The organism is Streptomyces fractus, assembly GCF_049844455.1.
GTDB lineage: Bacteria > Actinomycetota > Actinomycetes > Streptomycetales > Streptomycetaceae > Streptomyces > Streptomyces fractus.
The window spans coordinates 23,216-49,296 of record NZ_JBMYHI010000001.1; the positions used below are offsets into that span (position 1 = coordinate 23,216).

The 26,081-nt window shown below is 70.4% G+C and carries 23 protein-coding genes; 18 read left to right on the plus strand and 5 right to left on the minus strand.

Going from position 1 to position 26,081, the window contains the following annotated elements; translation table 11 throughout:
- Positions 1-194 precede the first annotated feature (194 nt).
- The gene (locus tag ACP4E5_RS00155) at positions 195-1,067 is read left to right on the plus strand and encodes a helix-turn-helix domain-containing protein (RefSeq protein WP_425824593.1); all 873 of its coding nucleotides are present in this window, start codon (positions 195-197) and stop codon (positions 1,065-1,067) included.
- Positions 1,064-1,282, plus strand: coding sequence for a DUF397 domain-containing protein (locus tag ACP4E5_RS00160; RefSeq protein WP_425824607.1), 219 nt, complete (start codon positions 1,064-1,066; stop codon positions 1,280-1,282). The genes ACP4E5_RS00155 and ACP4E5_RS00160 overlap by 4 nt, the downstream gene beginning before the upstream one ends.
- A gap of 162 nt (positions 1,283-1,444) precedes the next feature.
- On the opposite strand, the gene ACP4E5_RS00165 is transcribed toward ACP4E5_RS00160, so the two are convergent.
- Positions 1,445-4,132, minus strand: a complete 2,688-nt coding sequence (locus tag ACP4E5_RS00165; protein ID WP_425824608.1) for an ATP/GTP-binding protein — start codon at positions 4,130-4,132, stop codon at positions 1,445-1,447.
- A gap of 168 nt (positions 4,133-4,300) precedes the next feature.
- Here ACP4E5_RS00165 and ACP4E5_RS00170 point away from each other — a divergent pair, with 168 nt between their 5' ends.
- A complete protein-coding gene (locus ACP4E5_RS00170) occupies positions 4,301-4,579 on the plus strand; it encodes a hypothetical protein (protein ID WP_425824609.1) in 279 nt (92 codons plus the stop codon).
- Here the strand turns inward: ACP4E5_RS00170 and ACP4E5_RS00175 are convergent.
- Together ACP4E5_RS00175 and ACP4E5_RS00180 are read right to left on the minus strand one after the other, a co-directional pair.
- Positions 4,528-6,369, minus strand: a complete 1,842-nt coding sequence (locus ACP4E5_RS00175) for a zeta toxin family protein (protein WP_425824610.1) — start codon at positions 6,367-6,369, stop codon at positions 4,528-4,530. The two genes, ACP4E5_RS00170 and ACP4E5_RS00175, sit on opposite strands and share 52 nt — an antisense overlap.
- 3 nt (positions 6,370-6,372) lie before the next feature.
- Positions 6,373-6,846, minus strand: a complete 474-nt coding sequence (locus tag ACP4E5_RS00180) for a hypothetical protein (protein ID WP_425824611.1) — start codon at positions 6,844-6,846, stop codon at positions 6,373-6,375.
- Positions 6,847-6,986: 140 nt separating this feature from the next.
- Here ACP4E5_RS00180 and ACP4E5_RS00185 point away from each other — a divergent pair, with 140 nt between their 5' ends.
- From ACP4E5_RS00185 to ACP4E5_RS00225, 9 genes are all read left to right on the plus strand, one after another.
- Positions 6,987-7,181, plus strand: a complete 195-nt coding sequence (locus tag ACP4E5_RS00185) for a DUF6207 family protein (RefSeq protein ID WP_425824612.1) — start codon at positions 6,987-6,989, stop codon at positions 7,179-7,181.
- 769 nt (positions 7,182-7,950) lie between these two features.
- Positions 7,951-8,763 carry a hypothetical protein gene (locus ACP4E5_RS00190; protein ID WP_425824613.1) on the plus strand — a complete coding sequence of 271 codons (813 nt, stop codon included), beginning with the start codon at positions 7,951-7,953 and terminating at the stop codon, positions 8,761-8,763.
- A gap of 122 nt (positions 8,764-8,885) precedes the next feature.
- Positions 8,886-9,140, plus strand: a complete 255-nt coding sequence (locus ACP4E5_RS00195) for a hypothetical protein (RefSeq protein ID WP_425824614.1) — start codon at positions 8,886-8,888, stop codon at positions 9,138-9,140.
- The gene (locus ACP4E5_RS00200) at positions 9,137-10,213 is read left to right on the plus strand and encodes a conjugal transfer protein (protein WP_425824615.1); all 1,077 of its coding nucleotides are present in this window, start codon (positions 9,137-9,139) and stop codon (positions 10,211-10,213) included. The genes ACP4E5_RS00195 and ACP4E5_RS00200 overlap by 4 nt, the downstream gene beginning before the upstream one ends.
- A gap of 12 nt (positions 10,214-10,225) precedes the next feature.
- The gene (locus tag ACP4E5_RS00205; RefSeq protein ID WP_425824616.1) at positions 10,226-10,576 is read left to right on the plus strand and encodes a hypothetical protein; all 351 of its coding nucleotides are present in this window, start codon (positions 10,226-10,228) and stop codon (positions 10,574-10,576) included.
- A complete protein-coding gene (locus ACP4E5_RS00210) occupies positions 10,573-11,142 on the plus strand; it encodes a hypothetical protein (RefSeq protein WP_425824617.1) in 570 nt (189 codons plus the stop codon). Before ACP4E5_RS00205 ends, ACP4E5_RS00210 begins: the two co-directional genes overlap by 4 nt.
- Positions 11,143-11,197: 55 nt before the next feature.
- Positions 11,198-13,798: an ATP-binding protein gene (locus ACP4E5_RS00215; protein WP_483030237.1), complete on the plus strand. Its 2,601-nt coding sequence runs from the start codon at positions 11,198-11,200 to the stop codon at positions 13,796-13,798.
- Positions 13,795-16,386 carry a hypothetical protein gene (locus ACP4E5_RS00220; RefSeq protein WP_425824619.1) on the plus strand — a complete coding sequence of 864 codons (2,592 nt, stop codon included), beginning with the start codon at positions 13,795-13,797 and terminating at the stop codon, positions 16,384-16,386. Before ACP4E5_RS00215 ends, ACP4E5_RS00220 begins: the two co-directional genes overlap by 4 nt.
- On the plus strand, positions 16,383-17,582 hold the full coding sequence (locus ACP4E5_RS00225) for a lytic transglycosylase domain-containing protein (protein ID WP_425824620.1): 1,200 nt from the start codon (positions 16,383-16,385) through the stop codon (positions 17,580-17,582). Before ACP4E5_RS00220 ends, ACP4E5_RS00225 begins: the two co-directional genes overlap by 4 nt.
- Positions 17,583-17,592: 10 nt before the next feature.
- Here ACP4E5_RS00225 and ACP4E5_RS00230 read toward each other — a convergent pair whose 3' ends face one another.
- A complete protein-coding gene (locus ACP4E5_RS00230; protein ID WP_425824621.1) occupies positions 17,593-18,093 on the minus strand; it encodes a Pycsar system effector family protein in 501 nt (166 codons plus the stop codon).
- Between the two features lies 1 nt (position 18,094).
- A complete protein-coding gene (locus ACP4E5_RS00235) occupies positions 18,095-18,730 on the minus strand; it encodes an adenylate/guanylate cyclase domain-containing protein (RefSeq protein ID WP_425824622.1) in 636 nt (211 codons plus the stop codon).
- Positions 18,731-19,383: 653 nt separating this feature from the next.
- Between ACP4E5_RS00235 and ACP4E5_RS00240 the strand changes: the two genes are divergently transcribed.
- The 6 genes from ACP4E5_RS00240 (at position 19,384) to ACP4E5_RS00265 (ending at position 26,078) form a co-directional block, all read left to right on the plus strand.
- A complete protein-coding gene (locus ACP4E5_RS00240) occupies positions 19,384-22,143 on the plus strand; it encodes a hypothetical protein (protein WP_425824623.1) in 2,760 nt (919 codons plus the stop codon).
- Complete coding sequence (locus ACP4E5_RS00245) at positions 22,143-23,108, plus strand: replication-relaxation family protein (RefSeq protein ID WP_425824624.1); 966 nt, start codon at positions 22,143-22,145, stop codon at positions 23,106-23,108. Before ACP4E5_RS00240 ends, ACP4E5_RS00245 begins: the two co-directional genes overlap by 1 nt.
- A gap of 81 nt (positions 23,109-23,189) precedes the next feature.
- Positions 23,190-23,489 (plus strand): hypothetical protein, encoded by a 300-nt coding sequence (locus ACP4E5_RS00250; RefSeq protein ID WP_425824625.1) that lies wholly within the window; start codon positions 23,190-23,192, stop codon positions 23,487-23,489.
- A 361-nt stretch (positions 23,490-23,850) separates the two neighbouring features.
- A complete protein-coding gene (locus ACP4E5_RS00255) occupies positions 23,851-24,447 on the plus strand; it encodes a hypothetical protein (protein ID WP_425824626.1) in 597 nt (198 codons plus the stop codon).
- Positions 24,441-25,340: an ATP/GTP-binding protein gene (locus tag ACP4E5_RS00260; protein WP_425824627.1), complete on the plus strand. Its 900-nt coding sequence runs from the start codon at positions 24,441-24,443 to the stop codon at positions 25,338-25,340. Before ACP4E5_RS00255 ends, ACP4E5_RS00260 begins: the two co-directional genes overlap by 7 nt.
- A gap of 27 nt (positions 25,341-25,367) precedes the next feature.
- A complete protein-coding gene (locus ACP4E5_RS00265) occupies positions 25,368-26,078 on the plus strand; it encodes an SAF domain-containing protein (RefSeq protein WP_425824628.1) in 711 nt (236 codons plus the stop codon).
- Positions 26,079-26,081 lie beyond the last annotated feature (3 nt).

The window sequence follows — 26,081 nt, forward strand, 5'->3', positions numbered from 1 at the left end:
TAGCCCTACAGTGACCCTCTGCGCACCTACTGCGCAAGTGCGCAGCAAGTTTTCCGAAAGTACGCACATGCGCGGGGAATATTCGATGAGGGAGAGGGCCTATGTGTGCAGCGCGTTCAGGTGGTACGGCAGACTGTGCGCAGGAAAGTGCGCAAGTTCGAAATGGTCGGCGCAAGCGAAGGGGGCGGCACCAGGTGGTGCAGCAGACAAGGCCCAACCGACGACTGCTCGGCGCGGAGATCGTGCGCCTGCGCAAGGCCGCCGGGCTGCGAGCCGCTGACGTGGCCACGCATCTGAAGTGCTCCGAGACACGAGTGAGCCGTCTGGAGAACGGCAACGGCAGGGTCAAGTTGCATGACCGCGAGCTCGACCAGCTGGTCAAGCTGTTCGGCATCGAGAACCAGGCGCAGATTCAGGCCTTACGAGACCTTGCCTCCGACGCAGCACAGGATTCGGCCTGGTGGGACGGCTATCGCGAGGCCATGCCGAGCGACCTGGAACCGCTGTTGGCGTTCGAGACAGACGCCATCGCCGAGCAGGCGTGGGAATCCACGCTCGTACACGGCCTGCTACAGACCCGCGAGTACGCACGGGCGATCGTGGCGGCCTGGCCGAGCAATCGGCCGGTGGACTACGACGACATGGTGGACGTGCGCATGAAGCGCGCCGAACTCCTCACCGCTCACGAGACGTCGGGACGGTCGACTGCGCTGGAGGCGTGGGCGATCCTCGACGAAAGCGTCCTGCGACGGCCTGTTGGCAGTGCTGATGTCATGCGCGCCCAGATTGAGCACCTGATCGAGCTGACCGAGCTCCCCAATGTCCGGATCCAGATCATGCCGGAGGACAAGGGAGCCCACCCCGGCCTGGGCGGTCCGTTCTCGATCCTGGACTTCGAGGAGGCGACGCCCGTCGTTTACATCGACAGTCCCGCCGGAAATCTGTACCTCGATAAGAAGTACGACGTCAGAAAGTTCACGACATCCTTCGACCTGCTGCGAGCCATGGCGCTCGACCCGGACGACTCGGCGGCAAGGCTCCGGGATGCGGTAAAGGAGAAACGATGACCAATACCCCCGACTTCCTGCGCGACCTCAACTGGTTCAAGGCCACCGCCTCCAGCGGCAACGGCGGCTGCCTCGAAGTCGCCTTCACTCCTGACGGACAGGTCGCCATCCGCGACAACGAGGACCTCGACAACCCGCCGTTCGTCGTCAGCAAGCACGTGTGGAGCTGCTTCCTCGACGGTGCCAGCAAGGGCGAGTTCGACATCCAGAACTGACGGACAACCGCACAACGGACGGACCGCCCTGTTTGGCCCTTGCTGGTCCAACTCGGCCCTCACATCACGTCGGTCTCTGCGGCCCATTGGGTCGTGGAAGCCGACGTTGTTGTGTGGGGCAGCTCAGAAGTGAAAACGCCTCCGCGAGCGGCGGATTCGACGTTACCCAGGAGTAGCGATGGCGCGGCGGGCGAGTACGAGAGCCCGCCAGCGCTCCCGGACGGCCGGCTCCCCATCGAGCCAGTTCAGGGGCTGAGTAGGAGTGGCGGGGAGCGGCCGGTCGGCCATGAAGCGGATGAGGTCCACGTAGTAGGTGTGGTTGCCGCCGGCCGTGAGCTCGGAAAGGCACGCGAGGCTCGCGTCGATTTGGCCGCCGTCGCCGAGGACGGCCTGGTGGAAGGCGAGGGCGAGTTCGAGCAGCGGGCGATGGGAGATGAGTCCGGCGTTGGCGATCTCGGTGCGCAGCAGTCGTGCACGGTCCTCGACGTTCTCGGTGAGGCCGGCGTCGCGGACGAGCGTGGCGATCTGCACCGTCAGCGTGGTTGCACGCAGGGTGAGGCCGGTCAACAGGTGGCGGGCGAGGTCGATTTCGTCGTCGGTGAGGCGGGGATCGGTGAAGGCGATTGTGAACGCACGCAGCGCCTGGTTGTGCGCGGCTTCACCGGTTTTGCCGTGCTGTTCGGCCTCGGTACGCCCAGCCAGGTACTCGATGGCGGCGCGTTCCATGTCGCCCTGGGGCCAGAACACGTCGCCCATCACCCGGTGTTGGCGTCCTTCCCAGCCGAGATGCTGCGCGGCGGCATGAGCGGCGGTGAAGTCGCCGGCGAGGCGGGCAAGGTGGACGAGCCCGCGGCGAGCCGCGGGGGCGAGGCGACGCCCGTGGTCGACGACGTACTGCATGCCGGTGCGGGAGTCGGCGGAGCGGCCGAGGTCGCGCTGGGCCTTCGCCCGGTAGTACACCGCCATCTCGACCAGCTCGTCGGGCAGCAGGCCGGTGTCGAGGACGGTGGTGAGCCGGTTCACGGTGTGCTCGCGGTGTTCGTGCTGGCGGCGGGCGAGCGCACTGAGTAGATCGACGATGGCGTCGGACGGTGTACCGTCGGCCGCCTCGTCGCGGTAGGACGCGACGGGCGCGGTCAGGGTGATCGGCTCCCAGACCGAGTCGCTGACGTAGGACCAGGCGGCGTCGGAGAGCCAGCGGGGAGCCAGGGCGAAGTCGCGGGTGAGGGCGAGGCCCTGGCGCAGGCAGCCCATCAGCAACTGCCGGTTCGCGTGGCTGCTGCGCCACTGTTCCTCGAGCGCGGCGAAGGCGCGCTGAGCGGCCTGCTGCCAGTCCCGCGCGCTCCATCGGTCGTCGGTGTGGTCGTCGGCGGTGCGCAGTGTGGCGCGGATCAGGGCGTGCAGATGGTGCGGCCATATCCCGAAGGGGTGGTGGCGGACGAAGGGCCGCTCAATCAGGCGCAGGGCGGCGGCCTCGTGGGTGAGCCCGGCGGCCCTGGTGGCCAGGGGGACGTCGAAGGCGTCCAGGAGGGCGACGGAGCGCAGTACGTGCCGCTCCTCGGGGGTGAGGTCCTGCAGGGTGCGGGAGATCAGGGCGGGGAAGTCGGCGTCGAAGTCGGTCGGCTGCGGGGTGCGTCCGCTGCGGCGCAGTTGCAGGAACCGCATCACTGACAGGTCGAGGTAGAGCGGCAGGCCGTGGGACCGCTCACTGATCACGCGGCGCAGCTCGACGTTCATGAGCGGGCGGCCCTCGCGGGAGAGCCGGCGGACGAGGTAGTCCTCGGAGTCCTGGAGGCTGAAGTCACCGATAAGCACCTGCCGCTCGGGCGCCCACGACGAGGGCGTCGTGCGCGGCGCGGGGACCGCGCTGGAGCCGGGGTCGGCGAGGCCGGGCCAGACGTGCCGGCCGGTGAAGTCGAGCTGTCCGGCGAGTCCGTCCTCCGCCCAGTCCAGGCGGGAGCGGCCGGTGACGATGAACAGGGCGTTCGGCATCAGCCACACGACGCGCTGCAGGAGCCGCTCCATCTCGCGGCGGGTGCGGTCCCCGACGTCTTCGAACGTGTCCAGGAGGGCGACCGGGACCACGCGCTCGGTGGCGGGGAGGCGGGCGAGTTCCCAGGCGAGCAGGTGCGGATAGTAGGAGAGGGCGTCAATGTCCGCCTCGGCCTCCAGCAGGTCGGCCAAGCGTACGCAGCCGGCCAGCGCCCGTACCGTCTGCCGCCGTTCGCGCAGCGCGCCGACCAGGGAGCCGGCCACTTCCCCGACCACCGAGCCGATCGTGCCGGGCAGCAGGAGCGCCTGGGCGACGTCGGCGAGCGCGGACTGCATCTGCTGGGGCAGGGCCTCGCCGAACCAGCGGGCGAGGCCGCCGCGGCGCAGGTACTCCTCCAGCGGCTCGCCGGGGTGGTTGGCCTCCCAGTAACGGCGCAGCGCGATGTCGAAGGCGGGCAGCGGACGGCCGAGCTCGGCGAGTGCGAGCCGCAGGGTGAGCACGACCTGTTCGATGTCGGTGCCGGCCGAGCGCGCAAGGTCGATCCGCACGGGGACGATCCGCGCTCCGGGCCAGGAGGCCTCGCTCCACTGCTCGGGGCGGCCCGTGCCGCGGAGGGCGGCCTCGATCTTCCGCGACAGCGTCGTCTTCCCGATCCCGCCCACGCCGTGGAAGACCAGCACGTTGCGACGCGGCGCCTCCAGGTCCTCGACGTCGAAACCGCGCGCGCTCACCCGCCGCAGGTGCTCGGCGAGCGTCGTGGTGACGTGCGCCCATTGAGCCTGACGGTTGGTGAACGCCTCGTCGGCTGCCAGCTCCCGGTCGTTGGAGCCGAACACCGCTCGCAGGTCCCGCGCCACGCAGCCCTCCCCGGTAATGATCTGGTAATGATCTGTCACCTGACGGTAGCTGCCACCATGTTGAGCAGGCCAGCCGGTCGCGCGCCGCATCGCACGGCGAACCGGCCTGATGGCCGGCTTGTTACCTTCGGCCGGTTACCCACCCCCACTGATGTGAAGGCGGACTCGATGGACGACGCGCACGAGGCGGGCCTGAGCGATCCTCAGACCCGCGCCCAGACGGCGCTCGATGCTCTGCTGCAGCGCTACGCGGCCCGGATCATGGCCAAACGGCGTGCCGGGCTGGACGACACCGAGGAGATGTCCCGGCTGGTGGAGGAGCGGCAGGCACTCGTCGCCGACAAGGAGGGCATGCTGGAGATGAGCGACGAGCAGCTGGTGCAAGTGGCCGCGGTCTACGAGGCCCGCATCGAGACGTGGGATTCCGACGCCCCGGACCCGCAGTAGGCGGTTGGGAGCGGGAGCGCTTCGGGGACCGGCGCCGGAGTGGGCAGGCGGCGAGGGAGCCAGCGTTCGGGCAGCAGGGGCGCGGCGCTCCTGCTGATCTGCGCGAGCTCGTCCCGGTACTGGGGCAGCGCGAAGCGCAACTGCTGCAGCAGCGCCTGGAACCGGTACGCCTCTGCATCCGTGTACGGGCGGTGCTGCTCACCCACCAACACGGCGGCCGCGCGAGCCGGCCGCTCCCACCGTCCGTCCGTACGGCGCGTGTTGCACCACAGGGCGCTGCCGTCGCGCCGCAGCACCGTGACGGCGTCGACCAGCGACTCCGTCTCGGCCGCGCAAGCCACGTCTATCAACGCGTGCACGCACTGATCGTGCCCGGCGCCGGTGGTGAAGCGGGCGGCCACGCCCCGGCGCAGGGCGTCGGTGTAGCGGGCGGCGGCGCCCTGCCGGCTGTCGGACGGCCGCACGGCCAGGACCACCACCTCGACACGGTAACCGGCCCGGCGGCACGCGGCCGCGCTCGCCGTGAACTGGCCGACGCTGCCGGGCGCCATCTCGATCACCATGTCGCCGCGCCGCTCGCGCACGTAACGCTCGGCCTTGGCCTGCCATGCCTTGTAGTCGACGCGGATCCGCTGACCGGCGGTGCGCGGTTCACTGCGCAGCAGCTCGCCGTAGTCGGGATGCGCCGACTTGAAGTGATCCCCGGTCAGCCAGACCGGGCGGCGCGATCGCATCGCGCGCCGGACCAGCTGGGTGGCTGCCGTCTTGCCCGCGCCGGGTTGGCCCACCACGTACACGACGACCGGCTGCTCCTGCGCCTGGGCCTGGTCGAGGTGGCCGGGCACGATCAAGTGGTCGAAGATCCACTGGTGTTCCTCGGCCGACAGCCGGTGATAGTCGACGCCGGGCGGCGCGGAACGCACTTGCGCGGTGCGGCGGACCGGCTCGGACCAGGCGGCGGCCCGCTCGGCGTCCCGGGCCACCGCGAGCCGCTGGTCGTCGCCGAGGAGTCCGTGGTGCACCCGGCGGTCGGCGTCGGCCAGTTCACGGCGGAAGACGGCCGTCTCCTGCGCGTCCCATGGCCGCGCCCGCTCGCCGGCCACCACCCGGGCCGCCCGCGGCGCACGCTTCCAGGAGCCGTCCGTCAGCTCGTTGTCGTACAGCGGTATGGCGCCGCGGCGTACCACGCAGATCCGGTCGGCGAGACGCTCCCGTTCGATTGTGTCGAGGGTGCGCAGCATTTCCGCGGCGCAGCCGTCGTGGTTCTCCCACGCCACGAACCGTCGGTCTTCGTCGGCGGCGCGCAGGTAGCGGTCCAGGACCCCGAGTTGACTGACCGCCTCGGGGATGGCCAGGGCCACGACCTCGACGCGGTACCCGGCCGCCCGCAGCGCGGCTGCCTGGTCGCGGAACTCGTCCGGGTCGGCGAGCGCGCTCTCCACCACCATGTCGAATCGGTCCCGGCATGCGGCCTCTTCCACGGCGTGCTGCCAGGCCCGGGTGTCCGGGCGCACCTGGGATCCGGCGGTGCGGACATCGGCAGCCAGCAGCTCGGGGTAGGCGCCGTGGGCGCTCTTGTACAGATCGCGGCTCACCCGCACAGCACCGCCCCGCCTCTCCAGCGCGGCATGGAGCAGATCGGCCAGGGTCGTCTTACCGGCGCCGGGCTGTCCGGCGACGACCACGGCCACCGGACGCCGTTGGGGCACGGCGCCCTGCAGGGCGCGGGGCAGGATCCGCTCGGCGAGAACCTCGCGGTGCGCGGCCGCGGGCAGCGGGGCGGCGCTCACGCCTCAGGCCTCGCGGGCGTGGATGGTGACGGTCCGGCCGGCGGGCACCGACACCACTGCGTTGCCCTCGGCGTCCACGCTGAGCGCGACGTCGCCGACGACAGCGCGGCGTAACGCTCCGTCGTCCTCGACCGGGGCGAGCGCCCCGGTGACGACGGTGGTGTCCAGGTACTGGATGGGGCGCGCCATGCCGCGAACGCCCCAGGGCTTGCCCGGGTTCGGCATGCCGACCAGGTGAGCCCAGGCCTCCGACGGGGTGCCGGTGAAGGTGACGCGGCCCTCCGCGTCCCGCGCGGCTGGCCCGGTGAGGTCGAATGCGCTGACCACCGTGTTGTCGTAGATGCCGAGCAGTACGTCGCCGAAGGTCTCGATCTTGGCGTCGCCGACGTTGTACCAGGCCCCCAAGGAGGCTTCTGCTGCTGGCAGTTCCCCCGCGAGGACGCGGGGCCACGTCGCCGACAGATGGACCAGGATCACGAGCACCTCACACAAGAACCGTAATTCATAGCCAATGAATTGCGATTCATAGGGTGCCATGTCGGGCTGCCGCCTGTCAGGCGTTTTCGCTCTACTCCCGGATCGAGTGATCCCGCGCGCGCCGGTGAACCGCGCGCGGGTTGGCCCGTACGACGCCCGGATACGTGACCCTCGCCATCGAGGGCACCGACGAGGCCACCGTGTACGCCATGGCATGGCAGCTCGCGAACTGCTACAACCTGACCGGGCCATCCACGCCATGGCGTGTCCCCGACCAGGACGGTGTACGCATCCGGGCAACCGGATACCTCGAGCCGACCGCCTCTGACTCATGACGGACCACACCCGCTGCACCTGCTCCTGCGGTTCGGGGAACCGGCGACGAGCACCGGGCGTTCCAGGGAGGTGGAACGTTGTGAGCTGCGGTTTTCCAGTGCGGGTCACTGTTTGGGGCACACGTTTCGGCGCATCGTCTGCGGAGGTTGTGCGCGTTCCCCGCTGGGGTGGAATGACCCCCGTGAGGGCTGTGCAGTGGCGGCGAGCGCACCGCATTCCACCGACGGGAACGGCACGGAGGGTGGGCCGTGCGATGCCGTTCCAGGGGCACGGTCGACCGCGTGCGGCCACAGGCCCGCGAACGGGGCCCGTCCTGTTCCACCTCATCCCGCTGCGCGCCGTCCACCCGGCCGTTGGAGGCGCGGTGCGGCCATCCCGTGACCGCGTTCGTCGTCGACGGCCATCCCGCGGTACGAAATTCACTTCCAGCTGCCCGACGCATCACTCCCGCGCTGCGGACCACGTAACTCGCCCTCCGTTTCCGGGTGCTGCACCCGCCCAAATTGGGTGCTGGCGGACCGTCCGCTGCACAAGGACCGGGCACGTGTCTGGTGAGACTCACCGCGTCCCGACGATCGTCTGTTCCCCCCTGAGAGCAACCCGGCCGTTCGCCAGAGGGCTGGGAACCTCACAGGGCGCGGGTCACTGTGTTTTGGGTGGGCCACTCTTTGGGCAACTCGCTGACCTGCACATTCGGGTGGATGGGGTACTCGACGGGGCAGTGGCCCTGAGGAGAGTCCACGACACGTACTTGAAAGGGGTCGTGTCGTGGGAGCCACAAAGCAGCGGGTGTTCGCCGGACTGGACGAGGAGTGGGCGCTGGTGTGCGCGGACCGGGCGGCAGGTGCTCTCGTGCGCGGCTGGACCCTGCAGGCCGGTGTCGCCGCCGAGGCCGACAAGTTGCCGCACGATCTACACGAGCTCGTCGTGCACTGTCGGCAGCAGCGGGGTACGGGGGCCGGGGACCGGTGGCTGCGCGCACTGCTGCAGCGGGCTGCCGGCGAGGGTGAGCAAGCGCAGCTGGCGGCGCGGGTCGTGGTGCAGGCGATGGTGCCGGGCATGGTGCGCCTCACCCGGTCCCTGCTGACTCCGGTGCGCGAGTTCGACGACGTCGCTCAGGTCGTTGTCGGCTGCCAGTACATGGTCGTTCGGGCGTTCCCGCTGCACCGTCGGAGCAAGGTCGCTTCCACGCTGCTTCTGGAGACGCTGCATCACGCGAGCCGGGAGCTCGGCTGTGGTGAGGCGCGGGACGTCCGGATCGATGACCTGGGGGATCCGGCCGACGGGTCGCAGGCCGAGGTGGCCGATGAGGTGGCGCAGCGCCTGCTGATCGAGCGGGGCCAGGAGCAGCGCGTCGCCGATACGCCGGAGACCGGCAGCGCCGAGGGCGAGTTGGCGGCGCTGCTGGCGTGGGGTGTGGATCGCGGCTGTCTGCCCCCGGAGCACGCCCGCACGATCGCGGACCTGGTCCGTGAGGAAGCAGGGCGTGACGGGGCGGCGACGCCGGCCGCCCGCAAGCGCCGCTCGAGGGCGATCCAGTGGCTACGGCCCGTCGCGGCCGAGTGGGTCGCGGCCGCGTGATGTGAAGCGTGCAAATTGGTGCGCCCCCGCCGGTCACGTTATGCGGGGTGCGGCTCCTTAGGGGTGTGTGGGGCGGCGACAGGGCCGCCGTATATCTCGAGTTGAGGGAGGAGACCGTGGCGATGACACACACGGCGCACCCGGCCCCCGCGCGGGTGGGGCAGACGGATCTCGATCTGCTCGCCGCGGCCCGGCGCCGGGTCAAGCAGCTGGTAGCTCTACTGGAGACGCTGCCGTTCACGGAGCAGACCGCGCGGATCGCACGGACCTACCTGGACGAGGTCGGTCCGGCTCGCGAGGCGTTCGACCGGTTCGCCGAGCTCGATGCGGCGGAGCGGCGGCGACAGCTGCGCGCCTGGCAGGAGGCGGCGTCGTGAGGCGCCGCAACCGCAAGGATCAGTCCGCGACGGCGGCCAACGTCGCTTCGGGGCAGGAGCTGGAGCTCGAGGAGCACAGCGGGTGGTGGACGTCGCCGTCGACCGGTTCGGTCGCGGTGGCAACCAACGTCGTGCGGCGCCTGGCCTGGGGTCTGCTGATCGCCGGGCCGGTGCTGGGTGGCTGGGCGATCGTGTCGCAACCGGGTGCCGAGGCGACTCCGGCTTCGGTGGTGCAGTCCTCCAGTGGTGACGTGGCGGGGCCCGGCGGGTTCGCAGAGATGTACGTCGCCGCGTTCCTGCGCGCCGGCGAGGGATCGCAGGACGAGCTCGCCGCCTTCTACCCGCAGGCCGCAGATGTGGAGTTGGGCGGCAAGCCCGATGCGGTCCAGGTCGGCCAGATCGCCGCGGTGCGGGTGAAGGACGTCGCGCCGGGCCGGTACTGGTCGGTGACGGTCGCCGCCCGCGTCCTGGAGCCGTCAGCGAAGCCAGCCGCCAAGTCCCAGCCGGACACGGGCGGGGAGCGGCCGGCAGTGCGGATGCGGTTCTTCCAGGTTCCCGTCGAGGCGGACAAGGCGGGTGGACCGCTGTCGGCGCTCGCGCTGCCCGCCGAGGTCTCGGCCCCCACCGGCGGCTCGACAAAGGCGGAACTCGCCTACGGCGAGCCGCTGCCCGCGCAGACCGGGGACCCGGCCATCGACACCCTGACCCAGTTCTTCACGGCGTACCTGTCCGGCAGCGGCGAGCTCGGCCGCTACGTCTCACCGGGCACCCGTCTTTCCCCCATCAAACCCGCCCCCTACCGGGCGGTGACGGTCACGACGACCGCAGTGGAGCCCTCGTTCCAGGACAGCGACGGCGACGGCCGGATCGGCGCCCCGCAGGGACGGGAGCGGCTGCGCCTGGTCGTCGACGTCAAAGCCGCCCGGACGGACGGCGTCGAGCGACCGCTGTCGTACGCGCTGACCCTCGCCGGCCGCGACGGCCGCTGGGAAGTCGCCGCCGTGGACGCGACGCCGCAGATCACCCTCCCCGACGCCCCGGCGGCGTCACCGTCCCACTCCCCTGCCCCGTAAGGAGAACTTTCCATGCACTCGACCGTGTTGGCCGTCGGCATCATCGACGACGCGTCCGGCTTGGGCAAAGACCTCAAGACCCTGATCTCCGTGGTCGTCCTCGGCATCATGTACGTCCTCGGGGTCGCGGCGACCTGGGGCGCGACGCGCTCCATGCTCAAGGCCGGAGTCGCGGCGGTGGGCGGCGCGATGGTGCTGGGCATCATCGCCTCCCAGACGGTGCTCTCCAGTAAGACCGCCGAGGAGCTCAAGAAGGACCACACCGTCGGCCAGGGCGTGCCCGTCGTCCGCGTCGCCGCCCCCGAGGTGCCGCCCATCACCACGCCGGCGCAGGGTCGTGACAGTTCGGGGCGGCAGGCGTGAGCACCGTCGACGAGGAGATGCTGGTCGGGCGCTGCTACACCAAGGCCCGCCGCCACCCCAGCATGATCGGGCAATGGGAAGGGCGCCGGCTGTGGGGCGGCCCGTACAGCGTGCCGCAGTTCATCACCATGGCGACGGTCTTCGCGGCCATGATCCTCACGCTGGTCCTCGTGCCCGCCCTGTGGAGCGTGCTCGGGCTGTTCAACCTCGCCGCGCTTGTGGTGGTCCCCTACCTGGCCTCGCTGTTGGTGCGCCGCCTGCACGTGGACGGGCGTCATCCGTTCGCGGCGCTGGCTTCCACGGCGGGCCTGGTGGCGGGCGGGCAGCGTCCCCGGATCGGCGGCCGCCCGCTGCGCCGGATCACTACGCAGCCGCTCATGGGCACCGTCACCCTCACCGAGCAGAAAGCCGCCCCAGCCCCGGTCCCGCCTGCCGCCCCCGCATCGGGGCCCGCCCCCGTACGTCGCCCGGTACGGCATCCGGCCACGGCACCGGGCGGCCTGGCCTCCAGCGCCGTGGCCCAGCTCGCCATCCACCGCTCGACGGCCGTCCGGAAGCAGCGATGACCGCCTGCGATCCGGCATCCGTGCAACACAGTTCAAGGGAGCAGCAGTCGTGAAGATGCCGATCAGGCACGTAGCCGGGAACGTCGTGTGGAGTGTGCACGGCACGGTGTGGGCGCTGTACCGGGTGCAGGGCGTGGACCAGGTCCACTCCGGCAGGAGCGCCAAGCTGCGCCGGCTGAAGGCGCTTGAGGCGCTGGTGAAGAAGCTCATGGGCGAGTCGATGTGGCTCTCCCTGTGTCCGCAGGTTGACCCGCGTGCGGTGGTGCGGGCGATGACCGAGGATATCGACATGGCGGCCAGTCCCGCCTACACGCAGGTCGCCCACCGGGTCCTGGACACCTTGGAGAGCCTGGAGCTGACGGGGCGCACCAACTGGCTCGCCGTGCCGCTGCCCGCCACCGACCGCCGCCAGCGCATCGCGGACACCGTGGGCGCTGCAAAGGCCGAGATGGCGCTGCGGCTGGGGCTGTTGCCCGCGCCGATCAGCCGCCGCGAGGAGGAGCGGCGCCTGGACCAGGCGGCGCGCATGGCGGCAACGTGGCCCGGATCCGTGTCGATCCGTCCGGCGAGCGAGGCGGAGATCCTGTGGATCTACGGGCACTCGGCGCGGCGCGGCGTGCCGGAGCCGCTGCCGCCCACGCCCGATGCGCGGCGCGCTCTGGCCAACCGCGGCCGCACAGTGGCCGCGCTCGAGCAGGCTGTCCTCACCGAGGGCGCGATCGACGGCCAGCTCGCCGACGCCGAGGAGCAGCGCGGCGCGGGCGTGTTCAAGCGGCGGTGGCTGGAGGTGGCCACCGAGCACGGCGCCTCGTACCAGGCGTTTTTGATGCTGTCGGAGATGCCGGAGGCGTTCGCGTTCCCGGGTTCGGAGTACCTGGCCGCGATGGACACGTTCGCCTTCCCGGTGGACTGGGTGGCGCGCCTGAGCGTCACTCCGGGCGCGGTCGCCGAGGCCAAGACGCGCCGCAAGGCCCGTGATCTGGCCGGGCAGCCCGATGAGTGGGCCCACGACCCGGCAGGTGTGCCGGCGCAGGTCGAGAAGGCGGCCGGGAGCCTGGCGGAGAACCGGGAGCGGCTGACCGCGTCCAAGGGCGAGGTCGACGTGCGGGCCATGATCGGCTTTTGCGTGTGGGGCACGAGCCCTCAGGAGGTCGAGACGCGGGCCAAGGTGCTGGCCACCGAGCTCGGCGGCGACGACTACACCGTGGACCGGCCGCTCGGCGACCAGGAGCACCTCTTCTACGGGATGCTGCCGGGCGCGCGCACCCCGCAGGTCATGGCGTCGTATGCGCAGTACCTGCTGGCCCGCGACTTCTGCATGGCCGGGCCGTGGGCGGCGACCGAACTCGGCGACGAACGAGGCCCCTTGTACGGGTGGCAGCTGACCGGCGGCGGCTCGCGGCCCGTGCTGATGGACTTCACCCGCGGCCCGAAGAAGAAGACGTCCGCGTCGGCCGCGTTCCTCGGCGAGCTCGGCGGCGGCAAGAGCTACGCGATGAAGTGCGGCGTCTACTGGACGCTCGCCGCGGGCCGCAAGGCCGGGCTGCCCGGCAGCCGCGGCCGCGTGGTGATCGTGGACCGCACCAAGAAGCAGGAATGGCTGCGCTTCACCCGCTCCTGCCCCGGACGCACCGAACTGATCACCACCGACTCCACCGCCGCGGTGTCGCTGGATCCGCTGCGGGTCTTCACCCAGCAGCGCGGCCAGGAGACGACCGTCGCCAGCGAGGCACAGCGGCTGTGCGAGTCGTTCCTCGGCATGCTCCTGAGCATCAGCCCGATGGACGAGGCCGGCGACATGCTGTCCGAGGCGATCGCCCACGTGCTGTCCAAGGCCGACCCCAGCATGAGCCGTCTGCTGGCGCACCTGACGGAGCGGGCCGCGCGGGACGACGACGCGGTGTGCCGGACGCTGGCCCGGAAGCTGTCCGTGCACGCGCGCCGGGACCTGGCGCGCTCCCTGTTCGACGAGAGCCTGTCGGTCATCGACACCGACGCCGACTCCGTCGTGTTCAGCGTGGCGCAGCTGGCGCTGCCCAAGAAGTGGGAACTGGAGCCCGGGCACTTCGAGCGACTCGCCCCCGAGAAGGTGTTCGGCCGGGCGATGCTGTACCTGATCGCGACGATCTGCCGGCACATCGCCTACGACCCGCGCCGCGAGGCGGAGTTCTGCCAGGTCGTGTGGGACGAGTGCTGGTGGCTGACCTCGTCGCCCGAGGGCCTGGACCTGCTGTTGGAGCTGGTGCGCGACGGCCGCAAGCACGGGGCGGGCGTACTGGTGGGCTCCCACGACCCCAACGACTTCGGCCCCGACACCGACGCCGGCCGCATCGTGCGCGGCCTCTTCCCGCGGCGGCATCTGTTCCGCCAGACCAACAAGGAACTCGCGCGCCGCGGCCTGGACTTCATGGGCCTGGACCCGGACGACGGTGAGCTGGTCGAGCTGGTCACCACCCATCTCTCCCCCCTCGACGAGAACGAGGAGACCCAGGCGCAGCGCGCCGGCGAGTGTCTCGCCCGGGACCTGTTCGGGCGGATCGGCCTGATGCGCGTGCAGATGCCCCTCGACCCGGCCCTGACGGACGTCATCCACTCCGACCTCGACCAGGCCCGCGCCGAGACGGCGGAGGACGCTGCGGAGGCGGTGTCTGCATGAGCATGCGACGGGGACGCTTCAGCGCCTTCACGGACGTGCGGCGTCATCTGCTGGGCGGGCTGCTGCTCGTGGTCGCGGCGCTGGCCGTGACGCTGCTGGTCGCGCCCGTGGCCGGCGCCGCGCCGGACGACCCGGCGCCCACGCCGTCCCCGTCGGCGTCGTTCCCGAAGTACGAGCCGGGCATGGAGCCGACCGCGCCCGGTCTCCTGCCGCCCGAGTCCGTCAACCCGAAAGCCCCCAAGGGCGACAGCACGGCTGACGGCGCCAAGACCGACGACAAGGACGGCGGCGGCAACGGGAAGAAGAAGCTGTCGGCGAAGGAGAAGAAGGCGGCGAAGCAGGAGAAGCTGCGCCGCGAGATGGCCAAGAAGGTCAAGGCGTACAAGGCCCGCCACGGGGACGGCGGCGTCCTCAACGCGTTCGAGGTCACCGACCGCCAGGGCCTGCCGGTCTCCGCCTACCGGATCACCTCCGACAACGGCGGCGTCACCGACATCCCGGGCCAGATCCAGGGCCTGCTCACTCAGGGCCTGTTCGAGGGCACCAAGTGGGTCATCGCGTTCGGCTGCTGGCTGATCTCCTGGGCCCTGTCCTGGGCGCTGGCCTCGCTGTTCCTCAAGCCCGCGCTCAAGTTGAGCGACGCGCTGTACAACCAGGCCATCGTCCAGCTCGGGCTGCCGGGCCTGCTGCTGGCCTACTCCGGCATGGTCGCCTTCTGGCACATCATGTTCGGCAACCGCTCCCGCGGGTGGGGCGAGATCACCGCCTCCACCGTGATCAGCGCGCTCGCCGTGTCCACGTTCGCCGCTCCCCCGCAGCTGCTGCTCGGCCAGCAGGACGGCGCCGTCGGCAAGGCCCGCGACCTCGGCATCGCCGTGTACGCCATCACCACCGGCCACGAGGACTCCCTGCAGACCGGGAAGGTCACGGAGAAGAAGGCGCGGGACCTGACCCGGCCCGTCACCGACGGGCTCGTCGAGGCGTTCATCGTGCGCCCCACCTACCTGCTCTCCTACAACCAGCAGCTGCCGAACAAGAAGTGCGCCCGCCTGTACTCCGACTCCCGCGTGGAGACCGCCTTCTTCAACGACCAGGTCGACGTCGTCAAGAAGAAGATCAACGCGGTGCCGAATCAGTACGACATCGTCCCCGGTGTGGTCGGTGACATCCAGGACGCCATCAGCAACAAGGCCGTCGACTACGTCGCCAACGACCTGCTCGGCATGAACCCGCAGGACGGCTTCGAGAAGGCCTGCGTCAAGGACGCCGACGAGGCGAAGAAGTCCGGCTGGGACAAGGTCGGCGGGGCGCTGTTCATCTTCATCGCCGCGCTGTTGATGACCGTGCTCCTGGTGAACACGGCGTTCCTGTACCTGACCACGCAGATGCGTCTGGTCCTCGAGGCCGTCCTCGCGCGCGTCGCGCTCGCCGCGGGCATCATGCCCGGGGCCGGCCGGGCCTGGCTGTGGGAGCGGGCAACGAACATCGTGCGGCTGCTGGGGCTCCTGATCGCCCTGGTCGTCGGCCTCGCGATCGCCATCACCCTGGTGACCGCCCTCCTCAACGCCGACTTCGGTGACAACGCCGGAGCCCTCCCCGCCCGGTTCGTCGCGGTCGACATCGCCGTCATCGCCTGCTTCTTCTTCCGCAAGCGCCTCACCAAGAAGTCCAAGGCCTGGGCGATGTCGGCCCGCACCCGACTGGGCAACACCCCACTCGGCGGCCGCGCCCCCGCCACCATGAACGAGGACGCCGGCCGCAAACGCTCTCTCGCCTCGACCCTGGCCACGACCGCACTCATGATCGGTGCGGTCGCCGCGACCGGCGGGGCGGCCGCCGGCGGCTCCGCGGCCGGCGGCTCCGCGGCCGGCGGCTCCGGCTCGCTCGCCGCCATGGGCGGGCGCGGGTCCACCGCCCTGGCCGGACGGCTCGGCACACGCGCGGCCGTGCGCGGCACCGCCGCGATGGCCAACAGCGCCTCCAAGGCCGTCGCCGGGACGGCGAAGGCGGCGTACGGGGCGGGCAAGTTCGGCCTCAAGTACTCCGTCGGCGCCCCGGTCTACCTGCCGCAGGCGGCCCGCGCGGCGAGCGCCGGCCTCAAAGCGGCGCCCGCCAATCTGGCCCGCTCCGCCGGCCAGTTGCGCTCCCGGCTCGCCCAGCCCGTGATCCGTCAGCTGCCCGCCGCCCGCGACTTCGCCCAGACGTACTGGAACAACAGCGGCGGCCGCTGGGTCAGCAACCGGATCCGCATGCACCGCGGCCTGCCGCCGCGCCCGCACCCGCGCACCCCGCCGAGGACCGCCGTGCACCGCATCCCCACCTCCCCCGGCCGCCCCACCCCGCCCGCTCCAGCACCCGCCCCGGCGTCGGCGCCGCGCTCGGTGCGGCGGGCCCCGCGCCCTGTGCCCGGACAGCCGGCCGTCTCCTCGCAGCAGCAGGCCCTGCGCCAGCGCCTGTACCGGCTCAGCACGGAAGCGGCCCGTGCGCACCGCCCCGCCCCGAGCCCGGAACCACGGCCGTCGTCGCCGCCGCCCGCTCCGCGGCCGCGCACCGCGCGCCCGGCCCCGGCCCGCCGGAGGACGCCGTGACGAAGAAGGGCTGGCTCGCGCTCGGCGCGATGGCCACCGCCATGCCGGTCCTCCTGGGGATCGCCGCGGTGGTCGCCCTCACCGGGGCGATCGCCGCCGACCAGAGCGACAAGAACCGGCAGGCCGCCTACGCCGCCGGAGCACAGGCGGCACCGTCCTCGGTGCAGGGCATCCCGCCGGTGATGCTGTCCGCGTACGCGAACGCCGCCGACCGCATCACCAAGCTGCGCCCGCAGTGCAAGGGCATGCGCTGGTCCGTGCTCGCCGCCTTCGGCCGCGTCGAGTCCCACCACGCCTCCGGCCGGCGCATCGCCGACGACGGGACGATCAGCCCGCGCATCATCGGCACCCGCCTCAACGGCGCGGGCGCCGGCGGCAACACGAGCTCCGTCACCGACACCGACGGCGGCAAGTGGGACGAGGACACGAGCTACGACCGGGCCGTGGGACCGATGCAGTTCCTGCCCTCCACCTGGGACGGCCCCACCGGCCAGGACGGCAACAGCGACGGCATCAAGGACCCGCACAACGCGTTCGACGCGACGCTCGGCGCCGCCGTCTACCTCTGCGGCAGCGGACGCAGCGACCTGAGCGACGACGCCCAGCTCCGCAAGGCCGCGCTGCGCTACAACCACGCGGGCTGGTACGCCGACGAGGTCCTCGGCTACGTACGCCAGTACGACCAGGCCGGCGACAGGCTCGGCAACACCGGCAGCGACGGCCCCGTGCCCGTCTCCGTGTCCGTACCCGGACCCCCTGCCGCCTACGGGGGCGGGGCGAGCGCCTGTTCGGCCAAGGACCCGACCGGCGGGAGCTGCCTGACCACGGCAACCGCCCACGGGTACAAGGAGATCGGGAAGAAGTGGCCGCGCTGGCACGGCGGCATCGGCTGCCAGAGTGCACGCGCCGAGGGCGGCGAGCACCCGCTCGGCCGCGCCTGCGACTACACGCCCGGCACTCTCGGCACGCGCGCCTCCGGCACCGCGCTCTCGCAGGGCTGGGCGCTGGCGGCGTGGCTGCGCAAGAACGCCGACGCTCTGCACGTGCAGTACGTCATCTGGCAGGGACGGATCTGGAGCATCAACCACCCCGAGGACCAGGGCGGTTGGGGACGCCCGTACGACCACGGGCTCAACAACGTGCACACCGTCACCGGCGGGCACTACGACCACGTCCACGTCACCTACAAGGACTGATCCCCGCAGCTCACGCTGTCAGTGCAGCGAGGAAAACGAGCATCCCTCCGAAGCCGAAGGTGATGAACGACGCCTGTATGTGCCGGTGTTTACGCCACGCGATCTTGCTGGTGGCGATGAGCTGGCGGCTCAGCACCGGCAGCACGTTCGTCGTCTTCAGTGCTTCGGCGAGCTCTTCAGGTTCTCGGTGCCTGAGGTGCCCGAAATAGATGAAGTTCTGTGACGCCTCGCTCCTCGTCCTACGGGACCGAAGGCGCGGGAGGACGACGAGCATGGCGAACACCCCGGACATCAGAATGAGCGTCGTTCCCGCCCAGAGGAGAGTACGACCGCCCCATCCGTGCACGTCGGTGAGGACATGGTCATCGGTGGACAGAGCGATGATGCCGGCCACGGCTGCGGTGTCCAGGGTGAGCGCAAAAGTGGCCTTGGCGTCTGCCTTGGTCGTCCAGCTGCCGATCTCGGCGTGAACGCGCCACGCCGTTTCGACGGCTTCGTGGTCCGATGCCATGTCAGATGCTCCACCGGTAGGAAGAGCGATAGATGGAGAGACGCTCCTCGCCGATCGTGTGGGTACGGGGTTCCCACATGTCGGTGCCGTTCGAGAGCTTCGTCTCGGGGGACAGCCTTTTGTAGACCTCGGCCGTGATGTAGGTCGAGTAGAGCCCGGCCTCGCGGATGTCGCTCAACTTTGCGGCGACGTTGGGGGCCCGTCCGATGGAGACCAGGTCGCTGTGGTCACGGACACCTGCACGGGCAATGAATGCTTCGCCGGAGGCGATTCCGACGCACATACGAGGGGTGAAGCCTTCACGCTTAAGGTGGGGCAGCTTTGCGAAGAGGGTCGGCTTCACCACCTCCTGCATAGCCCATTTGATCTTCAAGGCGCTCTCGGCCGCGGAGGAGTTCTTCAATCCGCCGACGAAGATACCCATGACCCGGTCGCCGTCGTAGCTCCGGATTTCCCCACCATGCGCCTTGATGATCTTGGATGCTGCTCGCAAGGATGCCCGGATCACCTTGCCCGCCGTCTCCGGGCGGAAGTCACGAGCGAGGGCTGTCGACCCCAGCAGGTCCGCGTAGAGGTACACGGCGTCCAGCTTCACGGCATCGTTCGAGAAGAGGCGCACGTCCTCGGTGGCCGGCACGACACGACCGTCGCGAGTGCTCCACGGCTCTCCGACCAGCTTGCCGACATCAGAGCGAATGTCGTCTCCAAGTGACATTGTCCAACCTTCCTACCGTCTGGGCGAGTTGGGCCGGACGGTAACACCTGCCACTGACAACACAGCCTGGCCTCAAGGAACACGTCCACCAGCAGCTCAGACTCCTGTGCCGAGGTCTGAGTTGTAGCCGCCCGGGAAAAAGCTCGATCCCTCCGGTCACGATCGGAGAGCTCGCGCTCCTTAGGGAGTCAGATGGGCGGCACACGGCCGCCCCGGATACTGACGGGAGTTCCGGTGAAAGCGACACGACATGCTTTCTCGCCGCGTGACGCCGCCGTGGCCTTGCTGGTGGAGTGCTGTGGTTGGCTCGCCGCGGTCGTCTTCGCCATGGGCTGTCTGCGCGGCTGGTGGTGGGGCGGCGATCTCAACAACCTTCCGCTGATAGGAGGGTCGGCAGCGCGGGCAGCAGCCGCGCATCCTGGTGGGCCGTGGATGCCGCTTGTGGTGATGGGGCTCGGGGCTCTGGGCGTGCGTCAGGTATGGCGTGCGGTCGCGCATCGGGTGTTCACCACTCGCACAGGCTGTGAGGCGGGCCGTCGTTCGCTGCGGTTTCGGCTCGCGCAGAGCGGGTGCTGATGTTCGACGTCGTCTTCTCCATGGTGTCGTACGTCGTCCCCGCTGACGTCTCCTCCTGGGGCCCCGTGCTGCGGGAAGTCGCCTGGTGGCTTGGCTGGGCCGGTGTGATCGGCGCGATGGTGTCGGGGGCCGGGCTGCTGGGGTGGCGTCGGCGGGCGCGCCGTCTCCTCGAGGAACGGGCGGTCGTCGAGTTGGTGCCGTCCCAGGGGTTCGCCCCCTCGGTCAAGGACATGGCGCCGCATGCTGCGCGGTTGGCGCGGGCGTCGCAGACCACCGAGTGGGCGCCGCGGCGGGCGCAGGGGATTCGGTTGCGGCATGGCGGTGACCGGCACGGTCAGCTGACGCTGCGGATGGAGGGGCCGGTGACCTCGGCGGCGCTGATGCGGCTGCCGTCCCTGCCCGGCGTCCAGGTCCGCGCCCCGCAGAACGGTCGCGGCCCCGCTGGAGAGCGCATCACGTTCGAGGGGGCCCCTCCCCTGCCCCGGAGCGAGGCTGAGCGGCCGCGTGTGCAGCTGTCCAAGGACAGCGAGCAGGAGCCCGAGGTTGAGGCGCGGTACGTGGCGCGTGCCGAGCTGGTGCTGGCGCGCCCGGATCACAAGAGGCTGACCCCGGCCGCACTGGACCCCGACCCGCTGCAGGTCCTCGCCGATGCCGTGGCGCAGGCCGACGCTGAGCGTGGGGAACAAGCCGAGCTCGTCGTGGATGTGGTGCCGGTCGCGAGCCGGCGTGTGGCGGCCTGGCGGCGCCGTCTGCTGCGCCGTGCCGAGCAGCGCGGCCCGTCCGCGTACGGCGAATCGGTCGGCTCACGGCGGCGCGGCGGGTCGGTGATGTCGACGCTGGTCGAGGGCCTCAATGGGGGCAAGTCCTTGTCCTCGACGTCGTCGCGCCCGTTGCCTCGGCAGAAGGATCTCGCGGACGGGGTGGGCAAGTTCCTGCCGACCGGGGATGCTCAGGTGTTCGCCGTGCAGGTCCTGGTGCGGGTGACGGGAACGCATCCGGCCCGCGCACAGGCCCGCCTGCACCAGGTGATGGCGGTCATGGATGCCTGGTCCGGGGAGAACTGGTGGCGGCCCATCGGGCCGCGGCGTTCCGGGTGGCGGCCCTACAGCAGCGTGTGGTGGCGTCGGCGCGGCTTCGACCGCCGGTACGCCAGCGGGGAGTTCGCCCCGGCCCGCCGGCAGTGGCTCACCAGCGAGGAACTCGCGGCGCTGTTGCGTCCGGCGACGGTGAACTGCACGGCCCAGAACGTCGTGCGGAGCGGCGGCACGCTCGCTCCGGCGCCGCGCGCCCTGCCGACCTGGTCCGGGCAGCCCGGGGTTGTGCCGCTCGGGCGGGTCACCGAGGCTGACGGGCGCACGCGGCTCGCGTGCCTGCCGCAGAAGGACGTGTTGTTCGGGGCGTCGTTCGGCAAGTCCGGGTTTGGCAAGTCCGAGTTGGCGCTGCTGCAGGCCATCACGCTCGCGTACGGCGGGTACGGGGCATGGTTCCTCGACCCGCACGGCGCGGCGATCAAGCGGGCACTGCCGTATCTGACGCATCCGGCGGTCATCGACCGCGTGCAGCTGATCGACCTGAGCGTGAAGACGCCGGACGCGAAGGTCGCCGCGTGGAATCCGCTGTCGATGGAGGGCCGCGCCGCCGAGGAGATCCAGGACATCATCGGGTCCGTGGTCGCCGGGCTCGCGGCCGCGCAGGGCTGGGGCGACGGCGCTCCGCGTGCGCGGGCGATCCTCTCGCACGCGGTGGAGGTCCTCGCGCACCTCGCCCACCGAATGTGCCGGCGCGGGCGGCCGGACCTGCAGCCCACGCTGTTCACCATTCCGCGGCTGCTGATGGACGAGGAGTGGCGCGAGAGCGTGCTCGCCGAGCTGCCGCCCAGGACGCAGCAGTTCTGGCGCACCACGTTCCCCAAGTACGAAGGCAGCGCAGTTCCCGTCGTGACGCAGACCCTCGAGCAGCTGGCCACCTCCACGTCGTTGCGGGCCTTCCTCGGCCAGTCGCGTTCCACCTACGACGTGCGCAAGGCGATGGACGAGCGACAGATCGTGCTGCTGCGCTGCTCCGGGACCGGCAGCGGCGACCAGATCATCACGTCTCTGCTGCTGTTCGACCTCTTCCGTGCCGGGCACTCCCGCGAGGGCCTGGCCCCCGAGCAGCTCGCCACGCTGTTCGCGTTCGCCGACGAGCTCAAGGCGATCGACGGCGCCGCCCACGGCTACATCGCCGCGATCCTCGAGCAGCTGCGCAAGTACGAGGTGCGGTTGATGGGGATGACGCAGATGGCGATGCGGCTGTCGGAGGAAACCCGACTCGCGCTGATGCAGAACCAGAGCCTGCTCTCGGCCGCGGCCGCCGACACCGACGAAGCCTCGTTCCTGGCCAAACGGCTGCCGGGCACCGAGGCGATGACGCTGACCGAGCAGCCGAAGTGGCACTACGCCGTGCGCGCCACTCTCGCGGGGAAGCCCACCCCCACGTTCCAGGTCGTCGGCGTCCCTGTCCACGAGGTCTTTGCCGACTACCACCATCCCGAGCGGCTCCCCTGGCTGGAGAACGCCATCGACGCCACGCTGCGCCGCCGCCCGCTGCGCACCGTCCTGGCCGAGCTCGACGGCAGCGACGACGGCCGCGTGCCCGGGCTCGACGACCGGATCCTCGCCGAGCTCGGCCGTCGCTCCGCCCCTGCCAAGAGCCAGGCCGCAACCACCGATTCCGATGACGACTGCTGGCGCGATGCCGGCGAGAGCGAGGTTGCCTGATGCCCCTGACTGCCCCCACCGAAGCCGCCCCCACCGCCGCACGGTCGCGGCCCGCACGCGGTCTGTCGCGCCTGGCCCAGGACCTGCTTCCGGTGCTCTACCAGCACCGCCTGGTCTCCACCGGACAGCTCCACCGCCTGTTCACTCCGCACGCCGGCAGGCCCGTCTACCTGCGTCAGCAGTTGAACCTGCTGCGCGCCGACGGCCTTATCGACGCCACCACCCGGCGCACCACACGCCGCGGCCGCGCCGAGCACCTCTGGTACGTCACCGCACGCGGTGCCGATGCCGTCGCCCACGACCCGACCATCACCCACCGCGGATACCGCATCACCCCGCAGACCGCCGCCTCGCAGCTCCAGGAGCACACCCTCACCGTCGTCGACACGGGCGTCGCGTTCGTCGACTGGGCGCGACGGCTCGGCCACGAGTGCTCTCCGCTGGACTGGGAGCCCGAGGTCGCACACCGGATCCGGGATGGCGAGTCCCGAGGGGCCGACGACGCGTTCATGATCCCGGACGCCGTCCTGCGGTACACCCACACCGCAGAGTCCGGGCGCCGACGGATGCTCAGCTTCTTCATCGAGGTCGACCGCGCCACCATGCAGACCACGAGGCTCGCCGCGAAACTCGCCGCGTACGCCCGCTACCAGACCTACGCGCCCGCCAGCGGCGGCATCCGTGGCCGCCGCAGCACCCGTGAGGCCTGGCGTGACCTCTACCCCGCCTTCCCTCGCCTGCTCATCGTCCTGACCGGCGCCTCCGACCGGGTCCTGGCCAACCGCGTCCAGGACCTGCGTGCCCTGGCGGCCGCGGACCCTCGCGTCGCCCGGCTCACCGCCGGCGTGGCCACCCTGCGGCTCCTGCAGGAGCGGGGGCCGTTCGCTCCCGTGATGACGCCGCTGGCCGGGGAAGCCACCCCGACCGACGTCTTCCTCGCCTCGGCGGGAGGCTCCCGTGCTTGACGTACTGCGCTCCCTGTTCGGCCGGGTACTCGCGCGTCCACGGCCGCGTGTTGCGGCTCCTGACACGCGTGCGCTCCGGTCGTGGACACGGCCCCGCTGCCGTCCTCTCCGCTCCTTGCAGAAATGACGGCGCTGCGCGCGCATTCCCGCCAACTGGGGTGGCTCGGCGAGCGCGAGCAGTGCCCCGAGCAATTCCAGCAACTGGCCCGCTCGATCGTGGCCGACCTCCTGGAAGGCTGGCGCGCGCATACCGGCGGCCAGGGTTCCCTCGACGATCTGATCCAGCCACCGGCGGGCCCGGCACGGCTGGTTCCAAGCGCCCGGCCTGGGGCGCTGATGGCACAATCCCAACCCCGCATATCCACTCGGGAGTTCAGGTGAAACGCGTGCATCAACAGGCCTGCGGGCCCGTCAACTTCGCTATCCCGGTGCGCCGGATTGAGGGCCCGCGTCAATTTCGGAACGATCGCCGCAGACCGCTTCACCTGCACGAGCGACCGGATAGCCGCCCGCCCTACGGGAACACCCCTGTTCCGATAAGGGACATGTGTCCCGTTGGGCGGGAATGACGGGACCGGAGACCAGTGAACTGGCATTACAGGCTGTGCTGTTGGAGTGAGTATGCGTAACGTGTGCATGTGCACGGCGACCTCACCCGTATCGCGCAACACGACCGCACCATCACCTAGCGCGATACGGCACAGGTCACCAGCACGGCGGCAGAGACGAACGGGGAGGCGCAATGACGTCAATGACGCACACCAGGGGCAACCAGTTTCGCAGTCGAAATCGACTTATCGGCACGGCTCTCATTGCCTGCGCGCTGCTGGTGCTTCCTGCCTGCTCGAAGGACGAAGGCAAGGAGAAGAGCGAAGGCTCCACTTCTGCGTCGCCCTCTCCGTCGGAGACATCAAGCTCCCCCGACCCGCATTCCGCCGCCAAGAGCGAGGCCGTGGCGGCATGGAAGTCAATGCGGAACGAGGAGACGAAGGCCGCCGCAATCGGCTATGCCGACAAGACCAACCTGAGTCACTACTCCTATGACAAGGCGCTCGCACAGACCAAGCGCGCCCTCTTCGACTACAGGCAGCAGGGAGTGGGATTCAAAGGTGCACCCACCAGCACCGTCAAAGCGACGTCGGTGGACTCCGCCGGCAAAAAGGTGGACGTGCGCGAATGCATGGACACCACAAACTGGAAGCCGGTCCTGAAGGAGAGCGGGAAGGACATCTCCGCGTCGGGACAGCCCAAGCGGTTCGTCATCACCGGCGTCGTCAAGGATCTCGGTGAACGCTGGATGGTGCAGAACTACACCCTGCACAAGGACAAGTCGTGCTGAGGGCCGCTGTCGCGGTGTGCCTCGCCGCGGGCATCGTGGCCGGTTCGGGGGCCGACGTCTCGGCCAAGCCCGGTCCCAAGCCGAGCGGTTCCGTGACCGATTGCGGGAAGTGGATCTGCTCCGCGGTCGACACGGGAGAGGAAAAGGCCTCACCGGACAGGAAGGCGCCCTCCGGCACCGGCAAGAAGACCTGTAAGCAGGATGGCAAGGTGGTGCCCTGCTACGACGCGGACCTGGGCTGGTTTTCGAAGGGCTGTTACTACAAGCAGGTCACGGACAAGACTGTCGTCGCCGATCTCAAGAAGCAGAACGGCAAGAAGGGCGCCTCCCCCTACGCGATGACCTGCTCGGGGGATGATCCCATGGACGTCTACGTGTGGTTGAAGAATCCCCCGGACGGTTACGTCGACCCTGCGGTTCTGGCTCAACGCGCCCTCGACAAGATGCTGTTGAAGGGCCCGGACATCACGGTCAACCCGAAGCCGTCCGGCAAGGGGCTCGTCGGGATGCCGGTGTGGATGTCGGTGGGCCAGTCGCCGACGACGTATGGCCCGAACACCTCGAGCGCCTCGGCGGGCGGGGTGACCGTGACCGCGACCGCGAAGGTGTCGAAGGTCGTCTGGAACATGGGCGACGGATCCGAGCCCGTGGTCTGTCTGGGGCCCGGGACGCCCTACAAGAAGTCCTACGGCCTGAAGGCGTCGCCGGACTGCGGTCACGTGTACAAGCAGGCGTCCGACTCGGTGGCCGGCGGCAAGTTCAACGTGACGGCGACTTCGACGTGGGCCGTGGACTGGCAGGTGACCGGTGGTGGCGGGGAGACCGGCCAGCTCACCGAGGTCCGTGATTCGCAGGTGACGCTCACCATCATCGAGTCGCAGGCCGTCAACTAAGCACTTCAGAAGGGGATTTCGTACGCCATGGACACCACGACTCCTGCGCCGCCTCGGATCGCGCCGCCGCGCCAGCCCGACCTGCCGATCTCCGCGGGCGCGCGGAAGTCGTCCCGGGCACCTCGCAAGCTGGTCCAGGCGCTGGCATGGACGCTGGCCGCTCTGATCGGCGCCCTGGTGGCGATCTCGATGGTGAACCGGGCCGGTGACCGGATCGAGGTGCTGGCCGTCGCACACGACGTCCAGGCCGGTCAGGTCGTGAAGGCCTCCGACGTGACGACCGCGCAGGTCGCCGAGGACCCGGCGCTCACCCCGGTGCCGGCCGCCAGCCGGAGCCAGATCGTGGGCCAGCGGGCTGCGGTCGACCTGCGCCAGGGCTCGCTGCTCACGGATTCCTCGGTGCAATCCGGCGGCGGTCTGGGCGATGACCTGCAGGTGGTCGGTGTCGAGGTGAAGAAGGGCACGGCACCCCAGAACGAGTTCCGTCCCGGCGACAAGGTGCTGGCCGTGGTGCTTCCCGCCCAAGGCACCGCCTCCACCACGGGGGCGGCGAAGGGCGGTGCGGACGCAGAGCTGGACAGCATCGAGGGAACGGTGAAGTCGGTGGGCCGCATGGACGCGACGGGCTCGCTGGTCGTGAATCTGGCGGTGGCGACCACGGACGGGCCGCAGCTGGCGGAGAAGGCCGCGGCCAAGCAGATCGCTCTGGTGCGTCAGCCGCGCGACGGAAAGCAGTGACGT

What these genes read in the sequence shown, in the direction of transcription:
- ACP4E5_RS00160 (WP_425824607.1), top strand. Translation starts at nt 1,064, where the DNA reads ATGACCAATACCCCCGACTTCCTGCGCGACCTCAACTGGTTCAAGGCC.
- ACP4E5_RS00170 (WP_425824609.1), top strand. Translation starts at nt 4,301, where the DNA reads ATGGACGACGCGCACGAGGCGGGCCTGAGCGATCCTCAGACCCGCGCC.
- ACP4E5_RS00215 (WP_483030237.1), top strand. Translation starts at nt 11,198, where the DNA reads ATGCCGATCAGGCACGTAGCCGGGAACGTCGTGTGGAGTGTGCACGGC.
- ACP4E5_RS00255 (WP_425824626.1), top strand. Translation starts at nt 23,851, where the DNA reads ATGACGTCAATGACGCACACCAGGGGCAACCAGTTTCGCAGTCGAAAT.
- ACP4E5_RS00195 (WP_425824614.1), top strand. Translation starts at nt 8,886, where the DNA reads ATGACACACACGGCGCACCCGGCCCCCGCGCGGGTGGGGCAGACGGAT.
- ACP4E5_RS00240 (WP_425824623.1), top strand. Translation starts at nt 19,384, where the DNA reads ATGTTCGACGTCGTCTTCTCCATGGTGTCGTACGTCGTCCCCGCTGAC.
- ACP4E5_RS00245 (WP_425824624.1), top strand. Translation starts at nt 22,143, where the DNA reads ATGCCCCTGACTGCCCCCACCGAAGCCGCCCCCACCGCCGCACGGTCG.
- ACP4E5_RS00230 (WP_425824621.1), bottom strand. Translation starts at nt 18,093, where the DNA reads ATGGCATCGGACCACGAAGCCGTCGAAACGGCGTGGCGCGTTCACGCC.
- ACP4E5_RS00205 (WP_425824616.1), top strand. Translation starts at nt 10,226, where the DNA reads ATGCACTCGACCGTGTTGGCCGTCGGCATCATCGACGACGCGTCCGGC.
- ACP4E5_RS00220 (WP_425824619.1), top strand. Translation starts at nt 13,795, where the DNA reads ATGAGCATGCGACGGGGACGCTTCAGCGCCTTCACGGACGTGCGGCGT.
- ACP4E5_RS00265 (WP_425824628.1), top strand. Translation starts at nt 25,368, where the DNA reads ATGGACACCACGACTCCTGCGCCGCCTCGGATCGCGCCGCCGCGCCAG.